General features: G+C 71.4%; 22 protein-coding genes. 12 read left to right on the top strand and 10 right to left on the bottom strand.

From position 1 onward, the window contains the following. Positions 1 to 54 precede the first annotated feature (54 nt). Complete coding sequence (locus ACZ3HQ_RS17015; protein WP_467511630.1) at positions 55 to 618, top strand: L,D-transpeptidase; 564 nt, start codon at positions 55 to 57, stop codon at positions 616 to 618. Between the two features lie 8 nt (positions 619 to 626). Here the strand turns inward: ACZ3HQ_RS17015 and ACZ3HQ_RS17020 are convergent, their stop codons facing one another. Genes ACZ3HQ_RS17020 through ACZ3HQ_RS17030 form a run of 3 tightly spaced genes read right to left on the bottom strand, consistent with a single transcriptional unit; the run spans position 627 to position 2,187 of the window. Further along, entirely contained in the window at positions 627 to 1,148 is a 522-nt protein-coding gene (locus ACZ3HQ_RS17020; RefSeq protein WP_467511632.1) for a DUF2165 domain-containing protein, read from the bottom strand. 47 nt (positions 1,149 to 1,195) lie between these two features. Further along, positions 1,196 to 1,387 (bottom strand): DUF397 domain-containing protein, encoded by a 192-nt coding sequence (locus ACZ3HQ_RS17025; protein WP_467511634.1) that lies wholly within the window; start codon positions 1,385 to 1,387, stop codon positions 1,196 to 1,198. Beyond that, positions 1,375 to 2,187 carry a helix-turn-helix domain-containing protein gene (locus tag ACZ3HQ_RS17030; RefSeq protein WP_467511636.1) on the bottom strand — a complete coding sequence of 271 codons (813 nt, stop codon included), beginning with the start codon at positions 2,185 to 2,187 and terminating at the stop codon, positions 1,375 to 1,377. The genes ACZ3HQ_RS17025 and ACZ3HQ_RS17030 overlap by 13 nt, the downstream gene beginning before the upstream one ends. A 114-nt stretch (positions 2,188 to 2,301) precedes the next feature. On the opposite strand from ACZ3HQ_RS17030, the gene ACZ3HQ_RS17035 reads away from it, so the two are divergent. Both ACZ3HQ_RS17035 and ACZ3HQ_RS17040 read left to right on the top strand, forming a co-directional pair. Beyond that, positions 2,302 to 2,769 (top strand): ATP-binding protein, encoded by a 468-nt coding sequence (locus ACZ3HQ_RS17035; RefSeq protein WP_467511638.1) that lies wholly within the window; start codon positions 2,302 to 2,304, stop codon positions 2,767 to 2,769. A gap of 37 nt (positions 2,770 to 2,806) precedes the next feature. Then, complete coding sequence (locus ACZ3HQ_RS17040) at positions 2,807 to 3,922, top strand: ADP-ribosylglycohydrolase family protein (protein ID WP_467511640.1); 1,116 nt, start codon at positions 2,807 to 2,809, stop codon at positions 3,920 to 3,922. Positions 3,923 to 3,941: 19 nt separating this feature from the next. Here the strand turns inward: ACZ3HQ_RS17040 and ACZ3HQ_RS17045 are convergent, their stop codons facing one another. Further along, entirely contained in the window at positions 3,942 to 5,825 is a 1,884-nt protein-coding gene (locus tag ACZ3HQ_RS17045) for an MFS transporter (RefSeq protein ID WP_467512018.1), read from the bottom strand. Between the two features lie 295 nt (positions 5,826 to 6,120). Next, positions 6,121 to 9,570, bottom strand: a complete 3,450-nt coding sequence (locus tag ACZ3HQ_RS17050) for a D-alanyl-D-alanine carboxypeptidase (protein ID WP_467511642.1) — start codon at positions 9,568 to 9,570, stop codon at positions 6,121 to 6,123. Positions 9,571 to 9,766: 196 nt separating this feature from the next. Here ACZ3HQ_RS17050 and ACZ3HQ_RS17055 point away from each other — a divergent pair, with 196 nt between their 5' ends. The 3 genes from ACZ3HQ_RS17055 (at position 9,767) to ACZ3HQ_RS17065 (ending at position 12,038) form a co-directional block, all read left to right on the top strand. Next, complete coding sequence (locus ACZ3HQ_RS17055) at positions 9,767 to 10,522, top strand: GOLPH3/VPS74 family protein (protein ID WP_135791882.1); 756 nt, start codon at positions 9,767 to 9,769, stop codon at positions 10,520 to 10,522. 255 nt (positions 10,523 to 10,777) lie between these two features. After that, entirely contained in the window at positions 10,778 to 11,635 is an 858-nt protein-coding gene (locus tag ACZ3HQ_RS17060) for a helix-turn-helix domain-containing protein (RefSeq protein ID WP_467511644.1), read from the top strand. Positions 11,636 to 11,846: 211 nt separating this feature from the next. Continuing rightward, positions 11,847 to 12,038: a DUF397 domain-containing protein gene (locus ACZ3HQ_RS17065; RefSeq protein ID WP_467511646.1), complete on the top strand. Its 192-nt coding sequence runs from the start codon at positions 11,847 to 11,849 to the stop codon at positions 12,036 to 12,038. A 119-nt stretch (positions 12,039 to 12,157) separates the two neighbouring features. On the opposite strand, the gene ACZ3HQ_RS17070 is transcribed toward ACZ3HQ_RS17065, so the two are convergent. The 3 genes from ACZ3HQ_RS17070 to ACZ3HQ_RS17080 form a co-directional block, all read right to left on the bottom strand. Continuing rightward, positions 12,158 to 13,009, bottom strand: coding sequence for a MerR family transcriptional regulator (locus ACZ3HQ_RS17070; RefSeq protein WP_467511648.1), 852 nt, complete (start codon positions 13,007 to 13,009; stop codon positions 12,158 to 12,160). 73 nt (positions 13,010 to 13,082) lie between these two features. After that, positions 13,083 to 13,589: a glutathione peroxidase gene (locus tag ACZ3HQ_RS17075; RefSeq protein ID WP_467511650.1), complete on the bottom strand. Its 507-nt coding sequence runs from the start codon at positions 13,587 to 13,589 to the stop codon at positions 13,083 to 13,085. After that, a complete protein-coding gene (locus ACZ3HQ_RS17080; RefSeq protein ID WP_467511652.1) occupies positions 13,586 to 14,569 on the bottom strand; it encodes an ArsR/SmtB family transcription factor in 984 nt (327 codons plus the stop codon). Before ACZ3HQ_RS17080 ends, ACZ3HQ_RS17075 begins: the two co-directional genes overlap by 4 nt. Before the next feature lie 70 nt (positions 14,570 to 14,639). Between ACZ3HQ_RS17080 and ACZ3HQ_RS17085 the strand changes: the two genes are divergently transcribed. The 3 genes from ACZ3HQ_RS17085 (at position 14,640) to ACZ3HQ_RS17095 (ending at position 17,284) form a co-directional block, all read left to right on the top strand. Continuing rightward, a complete protein-coding gene (locus tag ACZ3HQ_RS17085) occupies positions 14,640 to 15,833 on the top strand; it encodes an MFS transporter (RefSeq protein ID WP_467511654.1) in 1,194 nt (397 codons plus the stop codon). Then, entirely contained in the window at positions 15,834 to 16,199 is a 366-nt protein-coding gene (locus ACZ3HQ_RS17090) for a TraR/DksA family transcriptional regulator (protein WP_467511656.1), read from the top strand. It begins immediately after the preceding gene. A 92-nt stretch (positions 16,200 to 16,291) separates the two neighbouring features. Then, complete coding sequence (locus ACZ3HQ_RS17095) at positions 16,292 to 17,284, top strand: bile acid:sodium symporter family protein (RefSeq protein WP_467511658.1); 993 nt, start codon at positions 16,292 to 16,294, stop codon at positions 17,282 to 17,284. A gap of 1 nt (position 17,285) precedes the next feature. Here ACZ3HQ_RS17095 and ACZ3HQ_RS17100 read toward each other — a convergent pair whose 3' ends face one another. After that, positions 17,286 to 17,702, bottom strand: coding sequence for an LppU/SCO3897 family protein (locus ACZ3HQ_RS17100; protein ID WP_467511660.1), 417 nt, complete (start codon positions 17,700 to 17,702; stop codon positions 17,286 to 17,288). A gap of 198 nt (positions 17,703 to 17,900) precedes the next feature. On the opposite strand from ACZ3HQ_RS17100, the gene ACZ3HQ_RS17105 reads away from it, so the two are divergent. Further along, a complete protein-coding gene (locus tag ACZ3HQ_RS17105; RefSeq protein WP_467511662.1) occupies positions 17,901 to 18,269 on the top strand; it encodes a type II toxin-antitoxin system RelE/ParE family toxin in 369 nt (122 codons plus the stop codon). After that, on the top strand, positions 18,269 to 18,592 hold the full coding sequence (locus tag ACZ3HQ_RS17110; RefSeq protein ID WP_467511664.1) for a helix-turn-helix domain-containing protein: 324 nt from the start codon (positions 18,269 to 18,271) through the stop codon (positions 18,590 to 18,592). The genes ACZ3HQ_RS17105 and ACZ3HQ_RS17110 overlap by 1 nt, the downstream gene beginning before the upstream one ends. Before the next feature lie 256 nt (positions 18,593 to 18,848). Here ACZ3HQ_RS17110 and ACZ3HQ_RS17115 read toward each other — a convergent pair whose 3' ends face one another. Then, positions 18,849 to 19,343: a hypothetical protein gene (locus ACZ3HQ_RS17115; protein WP_467511666.1), complete on the bottom strand. Its 495-nt coding sequence runs from the start codon at positions 19,341 to 19,343 to the stop codon at positions 18,849 to 18,851. A gap of 415 nt (positions 19,344 to 19,758) precedes the next feature. On the opposite strand from ACZ3HQ_RS17115, the gene ACZ3HQ_RS17120 reads away from it, so the two are divergent. Continuing rightward, the gene (locus ACZ3HQ_RS17120; RefSeq protein WP_467511668.1) at positions 19,759 to 20,523 is read left to right on the top strand and encodes a hypothetical protein; all 765 of its coding nucleotides are present in this window, start codon (positions 19,759 to 19,761) and stop codon (positions 20,521 to 20,523) included. Positions 20,524 to 20,861: the final 338 nt, after the last annotated feature.

Raw genomic sequence — 20,861 nt, forward strand, 5'->3', positions numbered from 1 at the left:
TGATCCGACCCCGGATCTGAGAAGGGGGTCCCACAGCGGAGGAGATGCGTACCCGTGGCTGCCCTACTGCCCTCGTGGGCCTGGGTCTCCGGACTGACGGTCGCGGCGACCGCCGCCGTCGTCGCCCTCGCCGTCCAGGCCGACCACGGCCCGCGCCCCACGGCCCCGGCGGCCCACACCCGCCCGACGGCCTCCGCCTCCCCGACCCCCTCCATCACCCCGACCCCCTCCGGCCCGCCGGCCCTGCCGGAGGCGTCGGGGGTGGGGCGGCGGATCGTGTATTCGGTGAGGGCACACCGGGTGTGGCTGGTGGACGCGACGGGGGCGCCCGCGAAGACGTTCACGGTGTGGCCGGGGACGCTGGACCCGCAGCCGGGCCGGTACTCGGTCATCAAGCGGACCGAAGCCACGACCGGTTCGGACGGAGTGCCGGTGGAGCACATCATGTACTTCACGGCCGTCTCCGGCGTGAACATAGGCTTCTCCAACGCCCTCGACGGCTCCTCGCCTCCACCCGCGAACGGAGCCCAGACCGGCGGCATCCGCCTCCACAAGGAGGACGGAGCCGCGCTGTGGTCCTTCGGGGATCTGGGGACGAGGGTGTCGGTCGTCGAATAGCCGGACGGCTACCGCTCGTCGCGGGCCGGCAAGTGGTTGATGATCAGGGCCACTCCGCTGAGCAGGAAGACGCGGGTCGCCGCGTCCACGCCGTTCCAGGTCTTGGACTGCCACATGGCGAACCACTCGCCGCCGATGGCGATGAAGCCGGCGCCGAAGAGCAGGATCAGCATCAGCAGGCCGTACGTGGAGAAGCGGCGCGCGCGGGCGTTGTCCCGCCGGGCCCACAGCCAGGTGCCCCACACGAGCACCGCTGCCGCCGCCGTCTCCCACGCGATGATCGCCACGTAGGCGGTGTCCTGGAGCGCGGTACTGGTGATAGCCCGCCACATCAGGTGGTCGTCCTTGAACGTGGTGTCCATCGCCAGGACGTGCCGCACGTACTGCTGGTTCGTCCCGAAGTCGGTGATGTTGCCTACGGCGACGAGGGCGATGTACAGCGCGAGCACGCCGGTGAGGACGGTGGCGGCGAGCGTCAGTCCCGTCCGGGCGGCGCGGGTGGAGTCGGCGGGGGCCGCAGATTCGGTCATGGTCATGACCCGAATACTTCCCGACCCACGCCGAGGAGGAACGCCTTTCAGACGCGGGGCACTGCGTAGCTGAGGAAGGAGGTCCAGGTGTCCGTGGAGACGGTCAGTTGGTCGCCGTCGGTGGTCTTGGAGTCCCGGATGTGGATGTGGTCGGGGGTGAGGGCGACTTCCACGCATTCGGGGCCGTCGTTGCCGCTGTAGCTGCTCTTGAACCACTCCAGGCCGTTCATGTCTCGCATTTCAGTACTTCCTTGATGAGGGCCAGTGACGCCGGGGGCGTGAGCGCTTGCGTTCGGATCATTCCATAGCGCATCTCCATGACCTGGGCTTCCCTCGGGTCGCTGATCACGCGGCTGTACAACTGCCCCTCGGTGTGCGCAAGCGTCTTGCCGTCCCGGAGCTTCAGCACCTGGATCGAGCCCATCATTCCCGCGTGTTCCTCGCACGCAGTGGGCATCACCTGGATCTCAACGTGCCGCAACTTGGCCATCTCGACGAGGTGTTCCAGTTGCTTCCGCAAGACCAGTTTGCCGCCGATCGGTCGAAGAAGCGTCGCCTCTTCCTGCACGAACGTGATCTGTGCGAACGGGACGCGGTCGAAGACGGACTTGCGCGCCATGCGCGCGGCCACGAGGCGTTCGATCTCCTCCTCCGTGTAAGAGGGTCGCCGCATGGCGTACAAGGCGTGGGCGTACTCGGGAGTTTGGAGGAGCCCATGCACATGGAGGGCGGCATAGGCGCCTAGCTCTGTCGTGTCCCTCTCCAAATTGGCGAGGTCCCGGACCTTCTTCGGATACCGAGCCCTCTCCACGTCCGCCTTCATCGCGGACACCTTGCCGCCCGCCCCCACGACCTCGTCCGTGCGGTCCAGGAAGTCCGGCTTGGGGACCCGGCGCCCCCGCTCCACGGAGGACACCATCTCCTCCCCGTACCCGATGGCGGCGCCCAGCTCCACCTGGCGGAGACCCGCCGCTTCCCGCCACGCCTTGATCTGCCGGCCGACCGCCCTGAGTACGGCCTCGGCCTCCTCGTCCTCCACCGGCGCCCCTTTCCCTCGTACCAGCCGTACCGCTGCTCCGGCCACCCGTACAGTCACCCTGCGTACCGTGGTCGTCGCTGTTCAGAGTAGGGACAGGCGGCCACGCTGGGTGACATGAATGAGAAATCACGGCTGCGTATCCAGTTGTCCGCGACGCGGAGAGGTGCCCGGCTCGCCCGGTTGCTGACCGAGCGCCAACTGGACGAGTGGGGCATGCCGTTCGAGGCGGCGACGCAGGTCGTGGCCGAGCTGGCGGCCAACGCCGTGCTGCACGGCCGGGTGAGCGGGCGGGACTTCCGGCTGGAGCTGCTGCGGCGGGACGACGGCACGCTCCGTGTCGAGGTGACCGACGCGCGGGGTGAACGGAGGCCGCGGCTGCCGGAGGAGACGACCGAACTGACCGACCACGGGCGGGGGTTGCGCATCGTCGCCGCGTACGCGCACCAGTGGGGCGTGGTCGACGCGCCCGCCGGGGCCAAGACCGTGTGGGCGGAGCTGAAGCGTCCGTTCCTGGCCGGTATGGGTTCGGCGGAGACCGATCAGGTCCCTGATCGGACCGTTCCGGGTCCATTACAGTGCTGACCGGCGTACGGGCGGACGGTGGCGCGAGGAGGTCTGGGTGGGTGCGACGAGCGGCGCCGTCTGGGGCCGTGCGGAACAGCAGGACTTCCGGGGCCGCGTACGGGGCACCCTGCTGGGCGCCGCGATCGGCGACGCCCTCGGCGCACCGGTCGACTCGCTGGACCTGGACGCGATCCGCAGCGCGCACGGCCCCGAGGGCCTGACCGACCTCGCGCCCGGCCAGGGCAGACGCGGCACCGTCTCGCACCACACCCAGCTCACCCTCTTCACCGTGGACGGCCTGATCCGCGCCCAGGTCCGCCGCGACACCGGCGCCTGGCACCCGCCGACCGACCTGCACCGGGCGTACCTGCGCTGGGCGGCCACCCAGCGGGACTGGGGCCCGGACGAGCGCCGGGCGGAGGACGGCTGGCTCGCCCGCGAGGAGTGGCTGTACGCCCGCCGGGGCCCCACCCGGGCCCTGCTGCTGGGGCTCGGCAACGACGTGATGGGCACGCTGGAACGCCCCAAGAACCCCGGCGAGGCGGGCCCCGAGGCCGTCGCCCGCTCCGCGCCCTTCGGCCTGCTGGTCGGCTGGGAGCCGCAGCTCGTCGTCCAACTCGCGCTGGAGTGCGCCGCCCAGACCCACGGCCACCCGGTGGCGGTCCTCTCGGCGGGCGCGTACGCGGTCATCGTGCACGCCCTCGCGCGCGGCGAGAGCCTGGACGGCGCCGTGCAGAGCACCCTAGCCCTCCTGTCCGCCCGCCCCGGCCACGAGCCCGTCACGACCGCCCTCCAACGCGCCCTCGGCGCGGTACGCCAGGGCCTCCCCAGCCCGGCGCGCGTGGCGGAACTGGCGGGCGAGGGCATGGCGGACGGCCTGCTCTCCGCCGCGGTCTACTGCGCCCTGGTGGGCGAGGACGTCCGCCACGGCCTCTGCCTCGCGGTCAACCAGCCGGGCCCCTCGGCCGCCGCCGGCACCCTGACAGGCGGCCTCCTGGGCGCCCTGCACGGCGAAACCGCCCTCCCCCCGGCCTGGCTCCCCGACCTGGAGGGCCGCCCCACCATCCTCGAACTCGCCGACGACTTCGCCCTGGAAATGACCCAGGGCCCCGCCCTGCACAGCCCAGCGGGCTCCGCCCCGGGCTGGCTGGCCCGCTACCCCCGCGCCTGACCCGTGACGCTCGTCTCCGTCACTTCAGCTCGTCCGGGCAGTGCGTCCCGCGCGGCAGTTGGTACGGCGCCGCCAGGTGGTACGTCCCCGCCCTCGGCGCCAGCAGCACCGTCCACCGGTCGCCCGCCGCGTCCACCGGGGTCTCCTTGAGGCACCCGTTGACGTTCACGAACGACTTCGGGGACCCCTCCGGCCGCCGCTTCGACTCCTCGGTCTCCTGCGGCGGAGCCAGGCTCTTGCCGTGCTCGTCCACCACGCTCAGCCACGGCGAGTACGGCACCCGCACCAGAATCCGCCCCGGCTCCCGCACGTCCAGCGTCATCTCGCCCTGCTCCGCCCGCCGCACCACCGCGTTCGGCTCGGCCAGCGGCGCCGGGTCGGTCACCCGGTAGAGCTGCCAGTTGGAGTCGCTCCAGATCCGGTCCAGGTACGGCATCCCGCGCAGCACCAGCTCCCGCTCGCGCAGCCCGCCGTCCCCGTCCGGGTCGTCCACCCTCGGCAGCACCACGTACCGCACAGCCCACCGCTGGAGCCACTCGTGGTAGTTCGCCGAGTTGAGCGTGTCGTCGTAGAAGAGCGGGTTGCGCTCCATGTCGGCCTGCCGGTTCCAGCCGCGCGCCAGGTTCACGTACGGCGCCAGGGCGGACGCCTCCCGGTGCGAGCGCGCCGGGATCACCTCCACCCGGCCCTTCTCCGCGTCCACCCGCTGCAACTGGTGCACCAGCGGCGCCAGCTCACGCGCCCAGGACGCGGCCGGGGTCGTGTGAATCGCGTCGTCCACCGACTTGAAGCCGATCCACCCGACGAACCCGGCGAGCGCCAGCACCGTCACGTACCACCGGCGCGAGCGCGGAGCCGTGAACGGCAGCGCGGCCACCAGGGCCACCCCCGCGAACAGCATCGGCAGCCGCGAGATGTTCGAGCCGATCTGTGAACTGATCAGCCACACCAGGACCACGCTCAGGCTGTACACACCCGCCGTGAGCCGCACGGTGACCCACTCCTTGGGCACCAGGAACAGGCACAGCAGCCCGTACAGCAGCGGCATCACCACCGAGCCGAACGTCATCGGCTGCGTCCCGGAGAACGGGAACAGCCACGCCGACGCGGCCACCACCACCGTCGGCGCCACCCCCAGCGCGTACGCGCCCGGCCGCCGCTTCTGGAGGAACAGCGCGACCGCGACCAGCCCCACGAACAGCCCCGCCACCGGCGACGCCATCGTGGCCAGCGCGGCCAGCGGAGCCGCCGCCAGCGCCTTCGCCCACCGCTTGTACCGCCCCCGGTACGGCCAGCAGCACACCACCGCCACCGCGCCCGCCGCGAACAGCGCCGCGAGCCCGTACATCACCCAGCCGGACACCGCCCCGCCGAGCAGCGCCAGGATGCCCGCCAGGGCCGCGAGCGGCGCCGCGGCCATCGGCTTGGCCCAGCGCTCGTACCGGCCCTCGTACGGCCAGCAGAACACCGCCGCGACCGCGCCCAGCGCGAACAGCGTGCCGAGCCCGAACGTCACCCGGCCCGAGACCGCGTTCCCCAGCAGCGCGAACACCCCGGCCAGCGCGGCCCACAGCGGATTGCGCACCGCCCGGCTGCGCACCAGGACCATGGTCAGCAGGGCCGCCGAGCCGGTACCGGCGATCATCATCGTGGTCCGCACCCCGAGCACGGACATCAGATAGGGCGAGACCACGCTGTAGGACACCGGGTGCATGCCGCCGTACCAGGCGAGGTTGTACGCCGAGTCCGGGTGCCGGCCGACGAACTCCGCCCACGCGTCCTGCGCCGCGAGGTCGCCGCCGCTGTTGGCGAACGTGAAGAACCAGATGATGTGCAGGACACCCGCGAGCAGGGTCACCGACAGCACGGGGTGCTTGCGCGCGAGGGCGCGCAGAGTGTGCAGAGTGTCAAGGGGGCCCGTCGTGCCCTCGCGGCTCGTCGCGGGCCGGCCGGGTATCCGGGGGCCGGACGCCGGGTCCGGCTCGGCGTTCTCGGCGCGCTTCGGCTCGGTTGTCGCCACGTCAGGCACTCCCCGTGTCCCGTCTTTCCGTTCTCGGCCCCTGCGCGGCCCGGCGCGGGTCCTCGGTGACCTGCCCCGATTCGTGACGCTAGCACGCACCCCGCCGACCGGCTCCCGAGGCGGGAGGGCGGACGACGGGGTGCGGAAACAGCGGGTGGCGCGGGGGCCCGCGCGGGGGTCAGCCGATGCGGGTCAGCTTGGCTCCGAGGCCCGGTTCGGCCAGGTCCGCGCGGAGCGCCACCGGCACCTTCACGGCACCGGCCGACGAGCCGTCGCCCACGGTCAGCGAGCCGACCTCGGTACCGGCCTTCGCGGTGTGCGGGATCGTGCCCGACGTGAAGGAGAGCTTGACCTTCAGGCCCGCCCAGCCGGCCGCCTTCACGTCCTCGGTGACCTCGACCGGCGTCTGGCCGCCCAAGCCGTCGTCCACGTACCCGACGACCGTGCCCTTCTTCAGCACCGTCTCGTCCTTCAGCGCGCCCTGCGCGGCCCGGATCAGCGCGTCGCTGCTGTCCATGGCGGCGCTGAGGATGCTGTTGTCCCGCTTGCTCGGCGGCTGCCGCAGCACCGCGCCGATGATCATCCGGGTCTCGCCGCCGACGTCCTGCTTCGCGGCGAACACCAGGTTGCCGAGCGCGGAGGTGGTGGTGCCGGTCTTGATGCCGACGACGTTGTTGTGCCCGACGAGCTGGTTCCAGTTGGAGTGGTACGTGCCCTTGTAGTCGGTGTACGACATCATCGCCGCGACCTCGCGGAACGCGGGCTGCGTCATCGCCGCCTTGGCCAGCCTCACCTGGTCCACGGCCGTGCTGACGGTGGAGTTCGTCAGACCCGAGGGGTCGGTGTACGTCGTCCCGCTCATGCCGAGGCCCTTGGCGGCGGCGTTCATCTTCGCCACGAACGCCTTCTCCGAGCCGGCGTCCCAGCGGGCGAGGAGACGGGCCACGTTGTTCGCGGACGCGATCAGCACGCCCTCCAGCGCCTCCCGCTGGGTGATCTTGTCACCCTCCGTGACGTCGACGGTGGACTCCTGGCCCGCCTTCGACTGCGCCTGCGCCGTCTTGTCGATCGGGATCTCCGGGCCCGGGGCGCCGCTCTTCAGCGGGTGGTCGCGCAGGATCAGGTACGCGGTCATCACCTTCGCCACGCTCGCGATCGGCACGGGCTTGCCCGAACCGGACGAGCCGAACGAGCCGATGCCCTGTACGTCCAGCGCGGCCTGTCCGTCCGTGGGCCACGGGATGTCCGGCTTGCCGCCCTCGAAGGTGTAGCTGTCCTTCGCGGTCAGCGCGAGCGTGGGCTGCGGCAGAGGGCGCATCGCCTGGACCACGCCCAGGATCACCACCAGCAGGATCACCAGCGGCGTCCAGATCTTCACCCGCCGCACCAGCGTGCGCACCGGGGTCTCCGGCGGGGGCGGGGTGTTCGTCAGCTCCGCCAGCAGGTCCAGCGGCGGCTTCGGCGGCAAGGGCTGCTGCGTCGTCCGCTCCGGCCCGACCTGCGGCACGGCCCGAGTCTCCTCCACGCGGGGCGAGGGCCCCTTGAGGTCGGGCTTCAACGCGACGAACTTGCTGGTCCGCTCGGCTTCCTGCTCCGCGGGAGCCGGCTTCGCCTTCCCCCCGACCTTGAGCATGGTCGTCGGCTGATCCACCTGCGGCTTCCTGGCCGCGGGCGACTTGAGCGCGGTGGTGGGGGTGTCCACGGCCTTACCGGGGGCCTTGGCATCACCCCGGGGCGCGGGCAGGGCGGCGCCCTTGCCGGCACCTGCGGTGCCTTCGGCGTCCTTACCCGCACCCTTGGCACCGGACTCGGAGTCCTCCTCAGCGGAGCCGGTGATGCCCTCGGACTTGCCCTCGGCGTCCTTGGCGGGGCTGGAGGTGCCCTTGGGGACGGAGCCGGCGGTGCCCTTCGGGGCCGGGATGCCAGTGTCCGTCCCGGAGTCGTCGGCGGAGCTGGCGGTGCCGTTGGGGGTCGTGACGGCGGTGCCCTTGGCGGTCGGCGCCGAGGCGTCGTCGCCGTCGTCCGACTGGGCGTCGCCCTTCGCGGCCGCGACGGCGGCGCCCGCAGCGACGGCCGTACCCGCGCCCTTGGCACCGGACTTGGAGTCGTCCTTAACAGCCCTGTCGGCCTTGGCGGAGCCGGGAGTGTCCTCGACCGAGCCAGGGGCGCTCTTGGCGTCCGGGACGGCCGCGTCGCCCGCGCCGTTGGCGGCGCTGTCGGTGTCTGCGGCCGGGGCGTCCCCGACGGAGCGGGACGTGCTCTCGTCGTCCTTGGCCGAGCCAGGGGTGCCCTTGGCGGCGAACTCGGAGTCGCTCTGGGGAGCGCCGGCGGCCGGGGTGCCCTTGGCGGAGCCGGTGATGCCCTCGGCGGCGCTGGAGGTGTCCCCGGTGTCCTTCGCAGAGCGGGGGGTGCCCTCGGCGGCCGGCGCGGGGGCGTCATCGTCGCCCTCGGCAGCCGGAGTACCGCTGCCCGTCCCGGAGCCGGAGGCGGCCTTCCCGGTGTCCTCGGTGTCGTCCTCGTCGGCCGACTCGGCGTCGCCCTTCGCGGCGCCCGCACCCGCGCCCTTGGCGCCGGACTTGGAGGCACCCTTGGCGGCGGGTGCGGAGGCATCCGTCTCGGACCCCGCGGCAGCCGAACTGCCGGTGGCCTTCCCGGAGTCGTCGGCAGAGCCGGAGGCGGCCTTCCCGGCGTCCTCGGTGTCGTCCTGGTCGGCCGACTGGACGTCGCCCTTCGGGGCGCCCGTAGCGACGGCCGTACCCGCGCCCTTGGCGGCGGGTGCGGAGGCATCCGTCTCGGAGCTCGCGGCAGCCGAACTGCCGGTGCCCGTCCGGGAGTCGTCGGCAGAGCCGGAGGCGGCCTTCCCGGCGCCCTCGGTGTCGTCCTCGTCGGCCGACTCGGCGTCGCCCTTCGCGGCGCCCGCATCGACGGCCGCATCCGCGCCCTTGGCGGCGGGTGCGGAGGCATCCGTCTCGGTGCCCACGGCGACCGAACTGCCGGTGCCCGTCCCGGAGTCGTCGGCAGAGCCGGAGGCGGCCTTCCCGGCGGCTTCCGTACCGTCCGCAGCCGTCGGGAGGGAGGCACCCGTGCCCAAGCCCTCGGCACCCCCCTTCGCGGCCGGGGCCGCAGAGCCCTCGGCGTCGCCGGAAGAGGCGCCCTCGGCGGAGCCGGACGCGCTGTCCTCCTCCGCCCCCTCGGCGGAGCCGGACGTGCTTTCCTTCCCGCCCTCGGCCGAGCCGGACGCGCTGTCCTTCGCGCCCTCGGCGGAGCCGGCCGCCTCGCCCTTCTGCGCCCCCTCGGCGGAGCCAGACGCCTTCTTCCCCGCCCCCTCGGCGGAGCCGGACGCGTCGGCGCCCTTCGTCCCCTTCGCGGAGCCGGGTCCGGGGGAGTTGCTGGGCGTGGCGTCACGTTCGGTGGTGGCGGCGGCCTCGGAGGTGTCGGAACCTGCGGAAACCTTCCCCCTGTCGGCAGAACCCGCCCCGGCAGCGGCCGACTTGGTCTTCGCCGGGCCCCCGGAGGGAGGCCGGACCCACGCCGAGACCGCCTCGCGGAGTTCCTCGTCCGCCACGGAACCCGCTGAACCGACGGAGTCTTCGTGCTGCTTCGACCTGTCGGGGGACTCGCCCGCCACCGATGCCTCCTTGATGCGCCGCACGCGCTCTCGCGCGCCCTGTCCGAACCATGTACCAGTGTCCTGTGTGGGGGTACGCCCGTAGTGGGAGACGAGAACGACATACCTGCCGGTTCCCCCACGAACCCGGCACGCGCTCTCGACAGATGAATGTGAGAGGCGTCACCCTGTCATTCATCCACGCGGGGAGGCATGGATGGGCAGGAGCCGCAGAACACTTCCGGAAGAGCTTCTGATGCTCGCACTGGACCCGGCCACGGGTACCACTGCGCAGCCGCAGTCGCTCGACCTCGGTCTGGCCGGTGCGCAGCTAGTGGAGCTGGCGCTGGCCGGACGGATAGCCCCAGACGGGGATCGTATCGCCGTGGTGGTGCCACGGCCGACAGGAGATCCGACTCTGGACTGCGCGTTGGAGCTGCTGCGAAGGCGCGGCGCTCCGGTACGGGCCGTCCATTGGATAGGCGGGCCCCGGCTGGGCCTGCGCCAGACCTATCTGTCGCACCTGGAAAGGTGCGGCATGGTGGCCGCCGTACCGGGCCAGATGTGCGGCGTGCTGCCGACCACGCGGTACCAGGCGACGGACACCACCATCAGCCGGGAGATCCGCGGAAGGCTCGACTCCGCGATCCGCACCGGCGTACCACCGGACCCACGGACCGCCGCGCTGGCCGCGCTGGCCCACGCGGTCGGCCTGGGCAAGCACCTGTACCCGGGGAACGAGGGACGCTCGTCCCGCTCCCGGCTCAGGGACCTGATCCGGCACGACCCGATGGGCGGCCTGGTCGCGCACGCCGTGATGGACGTGCAGAACGGCGTGGGCGCCCAGCCGAGGCGCGGCCAGGCTCCGGCCGGCCGGCCGGCCGGACCGGGAGCCAGGGCGACCGGGGAACCCGCGCGCGGGGTCCCGATGCAGCCGCACCACGGCACGATGGCCCGCGCGGCGGCACACTGAACGGCCCGGCCGGGCACAACCCCGGTCGGCGACGGCTGAGTTGAAGAGCGGGGCGGGGGGACCGACAGAGTCCCCCCGCCCCGCTCCGCCGCTTCACCCCAATACCAGGCCGTCGGCCGGTCCGTACCCCGAACTGCCGGGCAGGCGCCGCATATCCGACGTTTCCCAGCGGTAGAAACCCCCTTGGTGGCAGTCTGCTCAACAGCAGATACACAAAGTGTCAGATACAGGCAGCCAGCCGGAGGTGCGCGTCCCGTGGCGTCCAATGTCAATCCCACCGTCAGGCGGCGCCGGCTGGGCCAGGAGCTGCGCAAGCTCCGTGAGCTCAAGGGCATGACGGCCGAAGAGGTCGCCGACCGCCTGCTGGTGTCGCAGTCGAAGATCAGCAGGCTGGAGAACGGCCGCCGCAGCATCAGCCAGCGCGACGTCCGCGATCTGTGCGGGGTCTACGAGGTCGAGGATCAGAGGGTGGTCGACTCACTGATGGAGATGGCCCGCGACTCCCGCCAGCAGGGCTGGTGGCACACGTTCGGCGACATCCCGTACAGCGTGTACATCGGCCTGGAGTCGGCCGCGCAGTCGCTGCGCGTGTACGAACCCCAGTTGGTGACCGGTCTGTTGCAGACCCACGCGTACGCGGAGGCGCTGGTGCGGGGCGCGCTGCCGGAGACCTCGACCGCCGAGATCGACAAGCGCGTCAAGGTCCGGATGCGCAGGCAGGAGCGGGTCACCGACGAGAGCAACCCGCTGCGCCTGTGGGTGGTGCTGGACGAGGCCGCGCTGCACCGGGTGGTCGGCAGCAAGCTCATCATGCGCGAGCAGTTGGAGCACCTGATCGAGCTGTCCAACCTCCCCCACGTCACCGTGCAGGTGCTGCCCTTCGAGGTCGGCGCGCATCCGGGGCTCAACGGCCAGTACGCCATCCTGGAGTTCGCCGACGCGGCCGACTCCAGCGTGGTCTACCTGGAGGGCGTCACCAGCGACCTCTACCTGGAGAAGGGGCCGGACGTGCAGCAGTACGCCGTGATGTACGAGCACCTGCGTGCCCAGGCGCTCCCGGTGGAGCAGTCCCAGCGGTTCATCCAGGACGCGGCGAAGAGGTTCGCCCAGTAGGGACTCGGCAGCCGCTCCGGCAGGGCTGTGATACGTGGGGCGAGGGATCGTACACCGTCGCCCCACTCGCATGACGGCTCGCTTGGAATATGCCACCCGCTTGAGTGAACGGCCGCTGCGGGCAAGGGGGTTGACCGGTAGCGTCGATCACGCCAATCGCTCGTATGGGTTGGCGCGAACCGCACCACCGCAACTCGCAACAGGAGTGGACATGGCACTGATTCAGGGCGCGACGGAGACGTGGATGAAGTCCTCCTATTCCGCGGGCAACGGCGCCTGCGTCGAGGTCAAGTCGCCGACCGCCGCCGAACTCGCCGTACGCGACTCCAAGGACCTCGCGGGCCCCGTCCTGGCCTTCCCCGCCACCGCGTGGAACGCCTTCGTCGCCTCGGTCAAGGCGTAGGGGACCGTCCCCGGTCCCACCGCGTAGAAGCACCTGACCAATGCTTCGCCCACAGCACACGCACCACCCCGGAGCCCTCTCGGCCGGCCCGCCGTCCTTGCCGAGGGGGCTTCGTCACGTCAGCGCACGGGCAGCGACACGTCGCACACCGGGTCACCGGGACCGGCCGCCGCCCAGTCCGCGAAGTACACCTCGCGGCAGGGACCGGCCACCGTCAGTCCCTCGGCGGCCACCCACCGCTCCACCGCCTCGAAGGCGGCCAGGATCTGCGGATGCGCCACCTGCGCCTTGGTGATCCGGGTCCGCGCCAGCCGCCCCGCGGGCTCCACCCGCACCCCGGCCGCCCGCGGCCCGCCGTGCCGCGCGGCCCACGCCCGCGCCGCCGCCTCGTCGGCCACCGGTACGCACGACTCGGCCGGACCGTCGCTCTCCATCGACACCTCGGCGTGGTAGACGACGTACGGCGCCCCGGCCACGCCACCGCACTCCCGCGCGGCCGTCTCCAGCCGGTCCAGCGAGGCGCCGATCCAGGTGGGCAGCTCGTCGGCCAGGGTGTGCCGGGACTCGGTGAGCACCACCTGCTCCGGCACCTCCACCACGTCCACCGCGAACATCTCGTCCATCTCGGAAGTCCTTCCCGACAGTCGTCCACGGAGGTAGGCGGCGAGGGTGCGCTGCCCGGCGATCCGGGCCTCCACGTCCGCCCAGTAGGCGTCCAGCAGCCCGGCCGCCGCGCTGCCCCGAGCGCCGACCACCTCGGCGATCCGCGCCAGCGGCATGTCCAACTGCCGCAGCAGGGCCACCAGTCGGGCGCGCTCCACCTGATCGGCCCGGTAGTACCGGTAGCCGCTGGCCCCGTCCACCTCGGCCGGGGTGAGCAGGCCGAGGCGGTCGTACAGGCGCAGCGCCTTGGGCGAGAGCCGGGACCGGGCGGCGAACGCGCCGATGGACAGCAGGGGTTCGGCTTCCATGGGGCCTTCCTCCGTCACCGGGCGGCCGCTCCGCCCGGTGCCAGGGACGCTCGGGTCTGCCCCAGGGGCAAGGTCAACCGAGCTGGGCCTCGATCGCGGCGACGACCTCCGCCGACTCCGGCTCGGTCTGCGGGGCGAAGCGGGCGACGACCTGGCCGTCGCGGCCGATCAGGAACTTCTCGAAGTTCCAGCGGATGTCGCCGGTGTGGCCCTCGGCGTCGGCGAAGCCGGTGAGGCGGTCGTAGAGGGGGTGGCGGGTGTCGCCGTTGACGTCGACCTTCTCGGTGAGCGGGAAGGTCACGCCGTACGTCGCCGAGCAGAACTCCGCGATCTCGTCGGCGGAGCCGGGCTCCTGGCCCATGAACTGGTTGCACGGCACGCCGAGCACGGTGAAGCCGCGCCCGCCGAACCGCTCCTGGAGCCGCTCCAGGCCCGTGTACTGCGGGGTCAGCCCGCACTTGGAGGCCACGTTCACGACGAGCACGGCCTGGCCGGCGTACCGGGGCAGCTCGGCGGAACCGCCCTGGAGGGCACCGATCTCGACGGCGAGGGGGGAAGAGGTGTTGTGGTCGCTGGTCATGCGGGCAGCCTAGGCCCCGCCCGCCCCGCCTCCACCAGTACCTCCCCAGCCGCCGTGCGCGAGTACAGCACCGAGCGGCCCGCGCGGCGGCGGGTGATCAGGCCGGACTCGCGCAGCACCTTCAGATGGCGGCCGACCGAGCCGAGGGTCTGGCCGGTCAGGGCGGTGAGCTGGGTGGTGCTCAAGGGGGACTCCAGCAGGGTGAGCACGCTCGCGCGGGCCGGGCCCAGCAGCGCGCCCAGGCTCGCGGGCACCGGACGCTCGGGCTGTCCGGCGAGGGCACCGGCGCAGGGGTAGATCACCGCGTACCGCTCCCGCCCCTCCCACGCCACCCAGCCCTGCCGCTGCGGGGTCACCGGGACGAGGAGGAGTTCGGCACCGGAGATCTCGCGGGGCGGGTAAGCCCGGGCGTTGACCTGGAACCGGCTCTCCCCGAGCCACCGCGTCCCCGGCCGCAGCGAGTCCAGCACACCGGCCCAGCCGTCGCGCCCCATCCGCGCGGTCCGCGCCAGCACGTCCGCCTCCAGGACGCGCCTGCGCCGCTCCCAGTACGGCCGTACCGTCTCCTCCCACACCCACTCCAGCAGCACGGCCGCCCGCTCGGGCAGGTCGTCCCGCTCCAGAACGGCGGGCAGCGGGCCGGCGAGGGAGAGCAGCAGGTGGGCGCGGGCGTCGGCGGGGCGGGCGGTCCGTACCCGGTCCACCTCCTCGGCGAAGGTCTCGCCGTCGCGGGGGGTGGGGGTGAGGAAGTCGGCGATCCAGGCGCGGCCGAGCCCGGCGCGGATCAGGCGCGCGGTGACGGGGTCCTGCGCCAACCGGGCCTGATACGCGGGGAGATGGGCGTGCAGCCACTCCCGTTCGCCGGGGTGCGCGGGCGTGGCGGCGTGCAGCAGCTTCAGGCAGGCGAAGGTCTCGGCGAGAGGAGAGATCACGAACCGGCTGCGCGCCAGCGTGTCCGCGTCGAGCAGCCACCACCCCATGCCCCGCACCACCTTTCGCCACCCGGCGAAACAATAACGAGGCCCCCGGTGCCCGGCCGAGACTCCCGGCATGCCCAGCTACCGATCCCTGTTCCGCACACCGGAGTTCACCCCTCTCTTCCTCGCCGCCTCCGCGCAGACCGCCGCCCAGACCATGGGCGGACTCGCGCTCGGCACCCTCGTCTACCGGGCCACCGGCTCCCCGCTGCTCTCGGCGCTCAGCATGTTCGGCCCGGCCCTCGCACAGGTCGTCGGCGCGACCTTCCTGCTCTCCGGCTCCGACCGCCTGCCCCCGCGTACGGCACTGTCCGCCATCGCGGCGACCTTCGCGGCGGGCACGGCCTTCCAGGCGGTACCGGGACTGCCGCCGGGCGTACTCCTCGCCGTGGTCCTGCTGTTGGGCCTGGTGGCCGCGCTGGGCGGGGGCGTGCGCTGGGGCCTGCTGAACGAGATCCTCACCAAGGACGGCTATCTGCCCGGGCGTTCCCTCTTCAACATCCTCAACGGCCTCATGCAGACGGTCGGGTTCGCCACCGGTGGGCTCCTCCTGGCCACGATCTCCCCGCGCGTGTGCCTCCTGCTCGCCGCCGCCCTGTACCTGACCGCCGCCCTCACGCTCCGCCTCGGCCTCACCGATCGCCCGCCCCGCGCCACCGGCCGCCCGTCCGTCGCGGCGACCTGGCACACCAACGCAGTCCTGTGGTCCTCCCGCCCCCGCCGCCTCACCTACCTCGGCCTCTGGGTCCCCAACGGCCTGGTCGTCGGCTGCGAGTCGCTGTACGTCTCGTACGCCCCCGAGTCGGCGGGCGCGCTGTTCGCCTGCGGGGCGGTGGGGATGCTGGCGGGCGATGTCACGGTGGGCCGCCTGCTGCCTCCGGCGGTGCGGGCGCACCTGGCGACACCGCTGCTGCTCCTGCTCGCGGTGCCGTACCTGGCCTTCGCGGCGCATCCTCCGCTGGGGCCCGCGGTCGTGTGCGTGACGCTGGCCTCTGTCGGGTTCGGTGCGAGTCTGGTCCAGCAGGAGCGGCTGATGTCCCTGACTCCGGACGCGCTGTCCGGCCACGCCCTGGGGCTGCATTCGGCGGGGATGCTGACCATGCAGGGGGTGAGTGCGGGGGTGGCGGGGTCGCTGGCCCAGGTCACGTCTCCGGCGACCGGGATGACGGTGATGGCGGGTGCGTCGGTGGCGGCGACCCTGGGGCTGGCGCTGGCGGGCCGTACCCCGGCCCGGAATACGGCCGTCCCGCTGGACGCTGAGGCATAGATGACCGAGATGCCCGGAAATGCCGACTTCGAGGCCCGCCTCGCGGCCGACCGCGCGGCCACCCTGACCCAGATCGAGGCCCTGACCAGGGATTTCCAGGCCATCGTCGACGCGAACGCCCTCGTCGCCGTGGACGACGAACACGACCCCGACGGCTCCAGCACCGCCTTCGAGCGAGCCCACGTGGCCTCCCTCCTCACCCGGGCCCGCCAGCACCTGGACCACCTCGACGAGGCCCTGGTCCGGCTGAGCGAGGGGCGGTACGGGGTCTGCGAGCGGTGCGGGGCGGAGATCCCGGCGGAACGGCTGGAGATACGGCCGGCGAGCACGCGGTGCGTGGGGTGCGCGGGGGCGGGGCCGCGGTAGGTGTGCCCTACACGGACGGGGGCGGGTCTGGCACGATCACCGGGCGGGCGGTTGTGGTCCGCGAGGACGGAACGCGGACGCGGGAGCGGTGAGTGCGGGAATCAGAGGGCCGGGTCGTACCGGTCGAGGCGGCAACCGACGGGGCCGGCGGGGCGGATGCCGACCGTACGGCGAAACGGGCCGTGACCGTCTTCCCGTTGCTCGTGCTCGCCGCCGGCGCCGTCGGGATGCTGATGCCGTCGACGTTCGCCGCGGGCAAGGAGGCGGTGCCGTACCTGCTCGGCGTCGTCATGTTCTGCATGGGCCTGACGATGACGGCGGAGGACTTCCAGGGCGTGGTCAAGCGCCCGTGGGTCGTCGCGCTCGGCCTGGTGGCGCACTACGTGATCATGCCGGGCCTCGGCTGGGCGATCGCCGAGCTGCTGGACCTGCCCCCGGCGCTGGCCGTGGGGGTCATCCTGGTCGGCTGCACGCCGAGCGGTACGGCGTCCAACGTGGTGACGTTCCTGGCCAAGGGCGACGTGGCCCTGTCGATGTCGGTGGCGACGGTCTCCACGCTGCTCGCCCCGCTGGTCACGCCGTACCTCGTGCTGCTGCTCGCGGGGCACATGCTGGATGTCCAGGCGGGCCCGATGGTCGTGGACATCCTGAAGACGGTCCTGGTCCCGGTGGTGGCCGGGCTCCTGGTCCGCCGCCTGGCCGCCCCGGTGATCCGCCGCTGCCTGCCCGCGCTGCCCTGGCTGTCGGCCGGGACGGTGGCGGTGATCGTCCTGATCGTGGTGGCGGCGAGCGCCTCCGCGCTGAAGGCGGCGGCCGCGATCGTGTTCCTGGCGGTGGTCCTCCACAACGCCTTCGGCCTCGCCCTCGGCTACGGAGCCGCCCGCCTCGCCCGCCTCGACCCCGCCGCCCGCCGGGCCATGGCCTTCGAGGTCGGCATGCAGAACTCCGGCCTGGCGGCGTCCCTGGCGGCGACGTACTTCAGCCCCCTGACCGCTCTGCCCGCCGCGGTCTTCTCGGTCTGGCACAACGTGTCGGGGGCGGTGGTGGCGGCATGGATGAACCGCCGTACCCGGCTCGGGAGTTGACCTACTTCTTCACGGGGTCCAGGCAGAGCACGAACTTCTCCGCGTCCCACTCCTGCGCGAGCGCTGCCTCGCCGACGGTGCAGGCGTTGACGTCGAAGGTGTCCTTGACGACCTTGACCACCTTGTAGTTGGCGTCCTTGTCGGTGCAGTCCTTGGTGTCGACCTCGGGATTGTTCTCCGACCCGGTGACCCGAACGCAGTCGCCCGCCTCGGCGTGCACCGGCGAGTTGAACACGTACGCGATCCCGAACTTCACCGCCACGGCGGCGACGAGCAGGGCCACGATGCCGAAGAACTTCTTCACCTTGCCCTTCTTGGCAGGCGCGGCGGGCGCGGGCGCGGGCGCGGCCCCCGGAACGGGCTGCTCCTGCGGGAAGTACGGGTCCTTCGGGGCAGCGGGGGGCGTCGAAGCGCTCATCGGCGTTCTCTCTATGAAGCTGAACAAAATTCGAACGCGCGCACGCTACAGCAAAAGTAAGCACCACATAAACACGGGGTGCCCTCCGGGTCTTCACCCCATCCCCCTCCCCGGGGCGGCCCGCTTACCCGACGGGGCGCTGCAGCAGAAGCCTGCGGGGCTTGCGCTATGCAATCGATGGTATATATCGTCGATTGCATGACGGGGCGGTGGGAGATCGAGATCGAGCCCGAGGTGCGGGACTGGCTGGACCTGCTTCCGTTCCGGCTCTTCCGACGCGTCGAGGACAAGACCGACCGTCTCTTGGATGAGCCGACGACGCTGGGAGAGCCGTACTCACGGCACCTGGGCGGCAAGCTGCGCGAGCTGCGCTTCGAGCTGGACGGTGAGGCTGTGCGCATCCCGTACTGGCTTGCTCCCGGCCGTCGAATCGTTCTGCTCACCGTGTTCCGCAAGACGAGAATGCGGGAGGCGGTGGAAGTCGAGCGGGCCCAGCAGGCACAGAAGGTCTGCGAGGCCGAGCACGGCCGGGCCGAGCACACTTACGATCGGCGCAAGGAGGGCTGATGAATCACAGCACGTGGAAGACGCGCCGAGCCCGACAGCTCGCGGGCGAGGAGGTGGAGTACGACCAGGAGTACGTCGACGCCCGGCTGGCCGGCGACCTCGGACAGGCGGTCTACGACCGGCGCATCGAGCTCGGCCTGTCCCAGACCGAACTGGCCGGGCGAGCGGGCATGACACAGCCTCAGGTATCCCGAATGGAGGGCGGCGACACAGTCCCGACCCTCCCCCTGCTGCGACGCCTGGCCAAGGCGCTGGACGGCACTCTGAACGTCGCCATCGACGAGGACGACTCCCGAGTCACCTTCACCCCGCACGCCGCCTGAGCCGCACCCGTCTACCGCTGACGACAAAGGCCCCGGACCAAGATCGGTCCGGGGCCTTGCGGTTGGTGCCCCCGGCAGGATTCGAACCTGCGACACCCGCTTTAGGAGTGGCATTGGATCCTTGCCGGGTGGTGTTCCACTCTGCCGCAGGGCGCTGTTCTGCCTGATCAGCGCCCTGCGGCGTCGTACCCCATCCGGCTCGTGAGGCCCTGTGCTGGACCGTCCGCTCACGCATCGCGCACGCACGCGAGGCCGGTCAGGAGTTCAGACTCTTGCGACGCACGCGCATGTAGGTTCCTGATGTGGTACTCCCACCCCACCCGCCAGTCGTGGCGATGTCCCATCCTTGCTGGGCGCGCATCTGCTTGGCGAACGCGTCGAGGTCATTGATGGTGCATCCGCAGTCCAGATGGACGCGGACAGTGATGTAGCTGCCCATCGGCTTCTTCTCGCTGGGGTCCAGCGTCCAGCGGACGGCGTGCTCGTGGTCAGCGAGCCCGGTGCGCTGCTGATCGTGAAGGAGCCCGTGTGCGCGGGCATACTCGTCGAGGTCGTCGATGACGAACAGGTCGCTTCGCCAGGGCCCCGGCCATACGGCGAACAGTCGCGACTCCCCGCTGCGAGCTCGCGCGTAAGCGCCGGCATCAACGCCCTGGGACACCGTGCCGTCCTTGGTGACTTCGATGTAGCACAGGGTCTTCGCGGTGTATGGGAAGTCCCTGCCGACAGCAGTTGCGCTGCGGGGTTCCATGCTGCTCCTTCGGGCTGGTGGTGTTAGACCGACTGGCCGCCAAGTACCAGGGCCTCAGGTGATCCTGGCATGAGGCGGATCTCGACGAAGGGGCTTTCTGAACTGCGATCACGCAGCGAGGAGGAGCGTGCGTGACAGTGGTTCATTGGCGCTGCCGCATACCTGCGTGGCCCTGGCGGTTTGCGCTACTTGATCCGTCGACCGTTGAAGACGCCCTGGCACTGTCTGCGCCTACTTCACGACTTTGTGCGCCATTGTCACCACGCCTGCGCCCGGGTAGCCTGCCGCTAGCCATGCGGACCCGGGCTGAGGTGCCGGGTCTGACAGCAACCCGCCTTTGGCCATGCGAACGAGCATGTAGCTCAGACGACACGTTGATCGGCAGGTTTCCCCTTACTTGTGGCGGTATCCGCGCGTGTTCGTGCTGGTGCCGCCTCTGAGACGTGATGTGAGACAGGAAATGATTCATTCGTTCATCGCACACACGAGTCCTGGGCGGAGCAGAGTATTCGCCCTTGCCAAAGGCCCTCGCGAAGAGTTGGAGGCGGTCACTACGCTGGGAGCGGGCGATCTCCATCTGACCGGGGAACTGGTCGATGCACTCAACTGCTTCCTGGCCGACCGAGACGAGGCGTCTCTCGGAGTGGTGCTGGATCGAGTCCCGAAGCCGGTGCGTATGGCCGCGCAGCAATATCTCAAGAACAAGTGCGCACCGATGCTTGGAGCCTTCACTGGCTTCGGGCCGATTGACGTGGTTCGCCCCGCTGTCTATTTCAGCGATAACGATGACGAACTCGAGGAGTACCTTGAGGGCGCGTACATGATCGGGCTCGGCATTCGCATGTCGAACGAGCGCGGCAGCGATGGAGACGTCGACTGGGTTGTGCAATTGCTCAGTGACGAGGTTTCCGTGCCAGCCAGCGCCGAGCCGCGTACATGGGCACTTCCCGCAGAAGTGAAGCTCCTGCAAACCTGGACGAGTAAGCGGCTGACTGGCGGCATCGGCCCCGTTCGAAGCGCGCTAAATATGGCGGAGGACGCGAGTGCCGAGGGGCGTTGGGTAAGGATCCATACGTTGCTTCACAGCGACCGCGATGTCGACTTCGAGGGCAACGGATCCTCGGAGTTCGTCGTCGACGTCTTCGATGCGCCCATCCCACTACAGCACTTGGATGAGTAGGCCGGCTGTGCTTGCCGCGGTTCAGCGAGCAGGCCCTGCGGGCTGCCGCCAAGCGACTGCGCATAGGCCCTGGCAGCGAGCACTCCCCCCTGCGCTCAGGGGGGATTTCGGCCAGGCGCGTGATCGGCGGCAGCGACCAGGTGTCTGTTGGTGCAGCGCCAGGACACTGCTCATAGTGCCCGAGGTTGCCCCCATCGATCAGTAGTCGATGAGGGACAGTGCTGCAGTCCATGGGCGCTCCGAGTTGGGGCGCCCACGGACTGCCCTGTGGTTCGCGCACGGCCACGCTGATTCACCCGACTGGGGCGCCCCGGTGTGCCGTGGGCCAGCACCGCTGA

The organism is Streptomyces sp. NPDC018263 (genome assembly GCF_055562575.1).

What these genes read in the sequence shown, in the direction of transcription:
- ACZ3HQ_RS17115 (WP_467511666.1), bottom strand. Translation starts at nt 19,343, where the DNA reads ATGGAACCCCGCAGCGCAACTGCTGTCGGCAGGGACTTCCCATACACC.
- ACZ3HQ_RS17090 (WP_467511656.1), top strand. Translation starts at nt 15,834, where the DNA reads ATGACCGAGATGCCCGGAAATGCCGACTTCGAGGCCCGCCTCGCGGCC.
- ACZ3HQ_RS17080 (WP_467511652.1), bottom strand. Translation starts at nt 14,569, where the DNA reads ATGGGGTGGTGGCTGCTCGACGCGGACACGCTGGCGCGCAGCCGGTTC.
- ACZ3HQ_RS17105 (WP_467511662.1), top strand. Translation starts at nt 17,901, where the DNA reads ATGACGGGGCGGTGGGAGATCGAGATCGAGCCCGAGGTGCGGGACTGG.
- ACZ3HQ_RS17110 (WP_467511664.1), top strand. Translation starts at nt 18,269, where the DNA reads ATGAATCACAGCACGTGGAAGACGCGCCGAGCCCGACAGCTCGCGGGC.
- ACZ3HQ_RS17055 (WP_135791882.1), top strand. Translation starts at nt 9,767, where the DNA reads ATGGGCAGGAGCCGCAGAACACTTCCGGAAGAGCTTCTGATGCTCGCA.
- ACZ3HQ_RS17075 (WP_467511650.1), bottom strand. Translation starts at nt 13,589, where the DNA reads ATGACCAGCGACCACAACACCTCTTCCCCCCTCGCCGTCGAGATCGGT.
- ACZ3HQ_RS17070 (WP_467511648.1), bottom strand. Translation starts at nt 13,009, where the DNA reads ATGGAAGCCGAACCCCTGCTGTCCATCGGCGCGTTCGCCGCCCGGTCC.
- ACZ3HQ_RS17025 (WP_467511634.1), bottom strand. Translation starts at nt 1,387, where the DNA reads ATGCGAGACATGAACGGCCTGGAGTGGTTCAAGAGCAGCTACAGCGGC.
- ACZ3HQ_RS17065 (WP_467511646.1), top strand. Translation starts at nt 11,847, where the DNA reads ATGGCACTGATTCAGGGCGCGACGGAGACGTGGATGAAGTCCTCCTAT.
- ACZ3HQ_RS17035 (WP_467511638.1), top strand. Translation starts at nt 2,302, where the DNA reads ATGAATGAGAAATCACGGCTGCGTATCCAGTTGTCCGCGACGCGGAGA.
- ACZ3HQ_RS17100 (WP_467511660.1), bottom strand. Translation starts at nt 17,702, where the DNA reads ATGAGCGCTTCGACGCCCCCCGCTGCCCCGAAGGACCCGTACTTCCCG.
- ACZ3HQ_RS17020 (WP_467511632.1), bottom strand. Translation starts at nt 1,148, where the DNA reads ATGACCGAATCTGCGGCCCCCGCCGACTCCACCCGCGCCGCCCGGACG.
- ACZ3HQ_RS17085 (WP_467511654.1), top strand. Translation starts at nt 14,640, where the DNA reads ATGCCCAGCTACCGATCCCTGTTCCGCACACCGGAGTTCACCCCTCTC.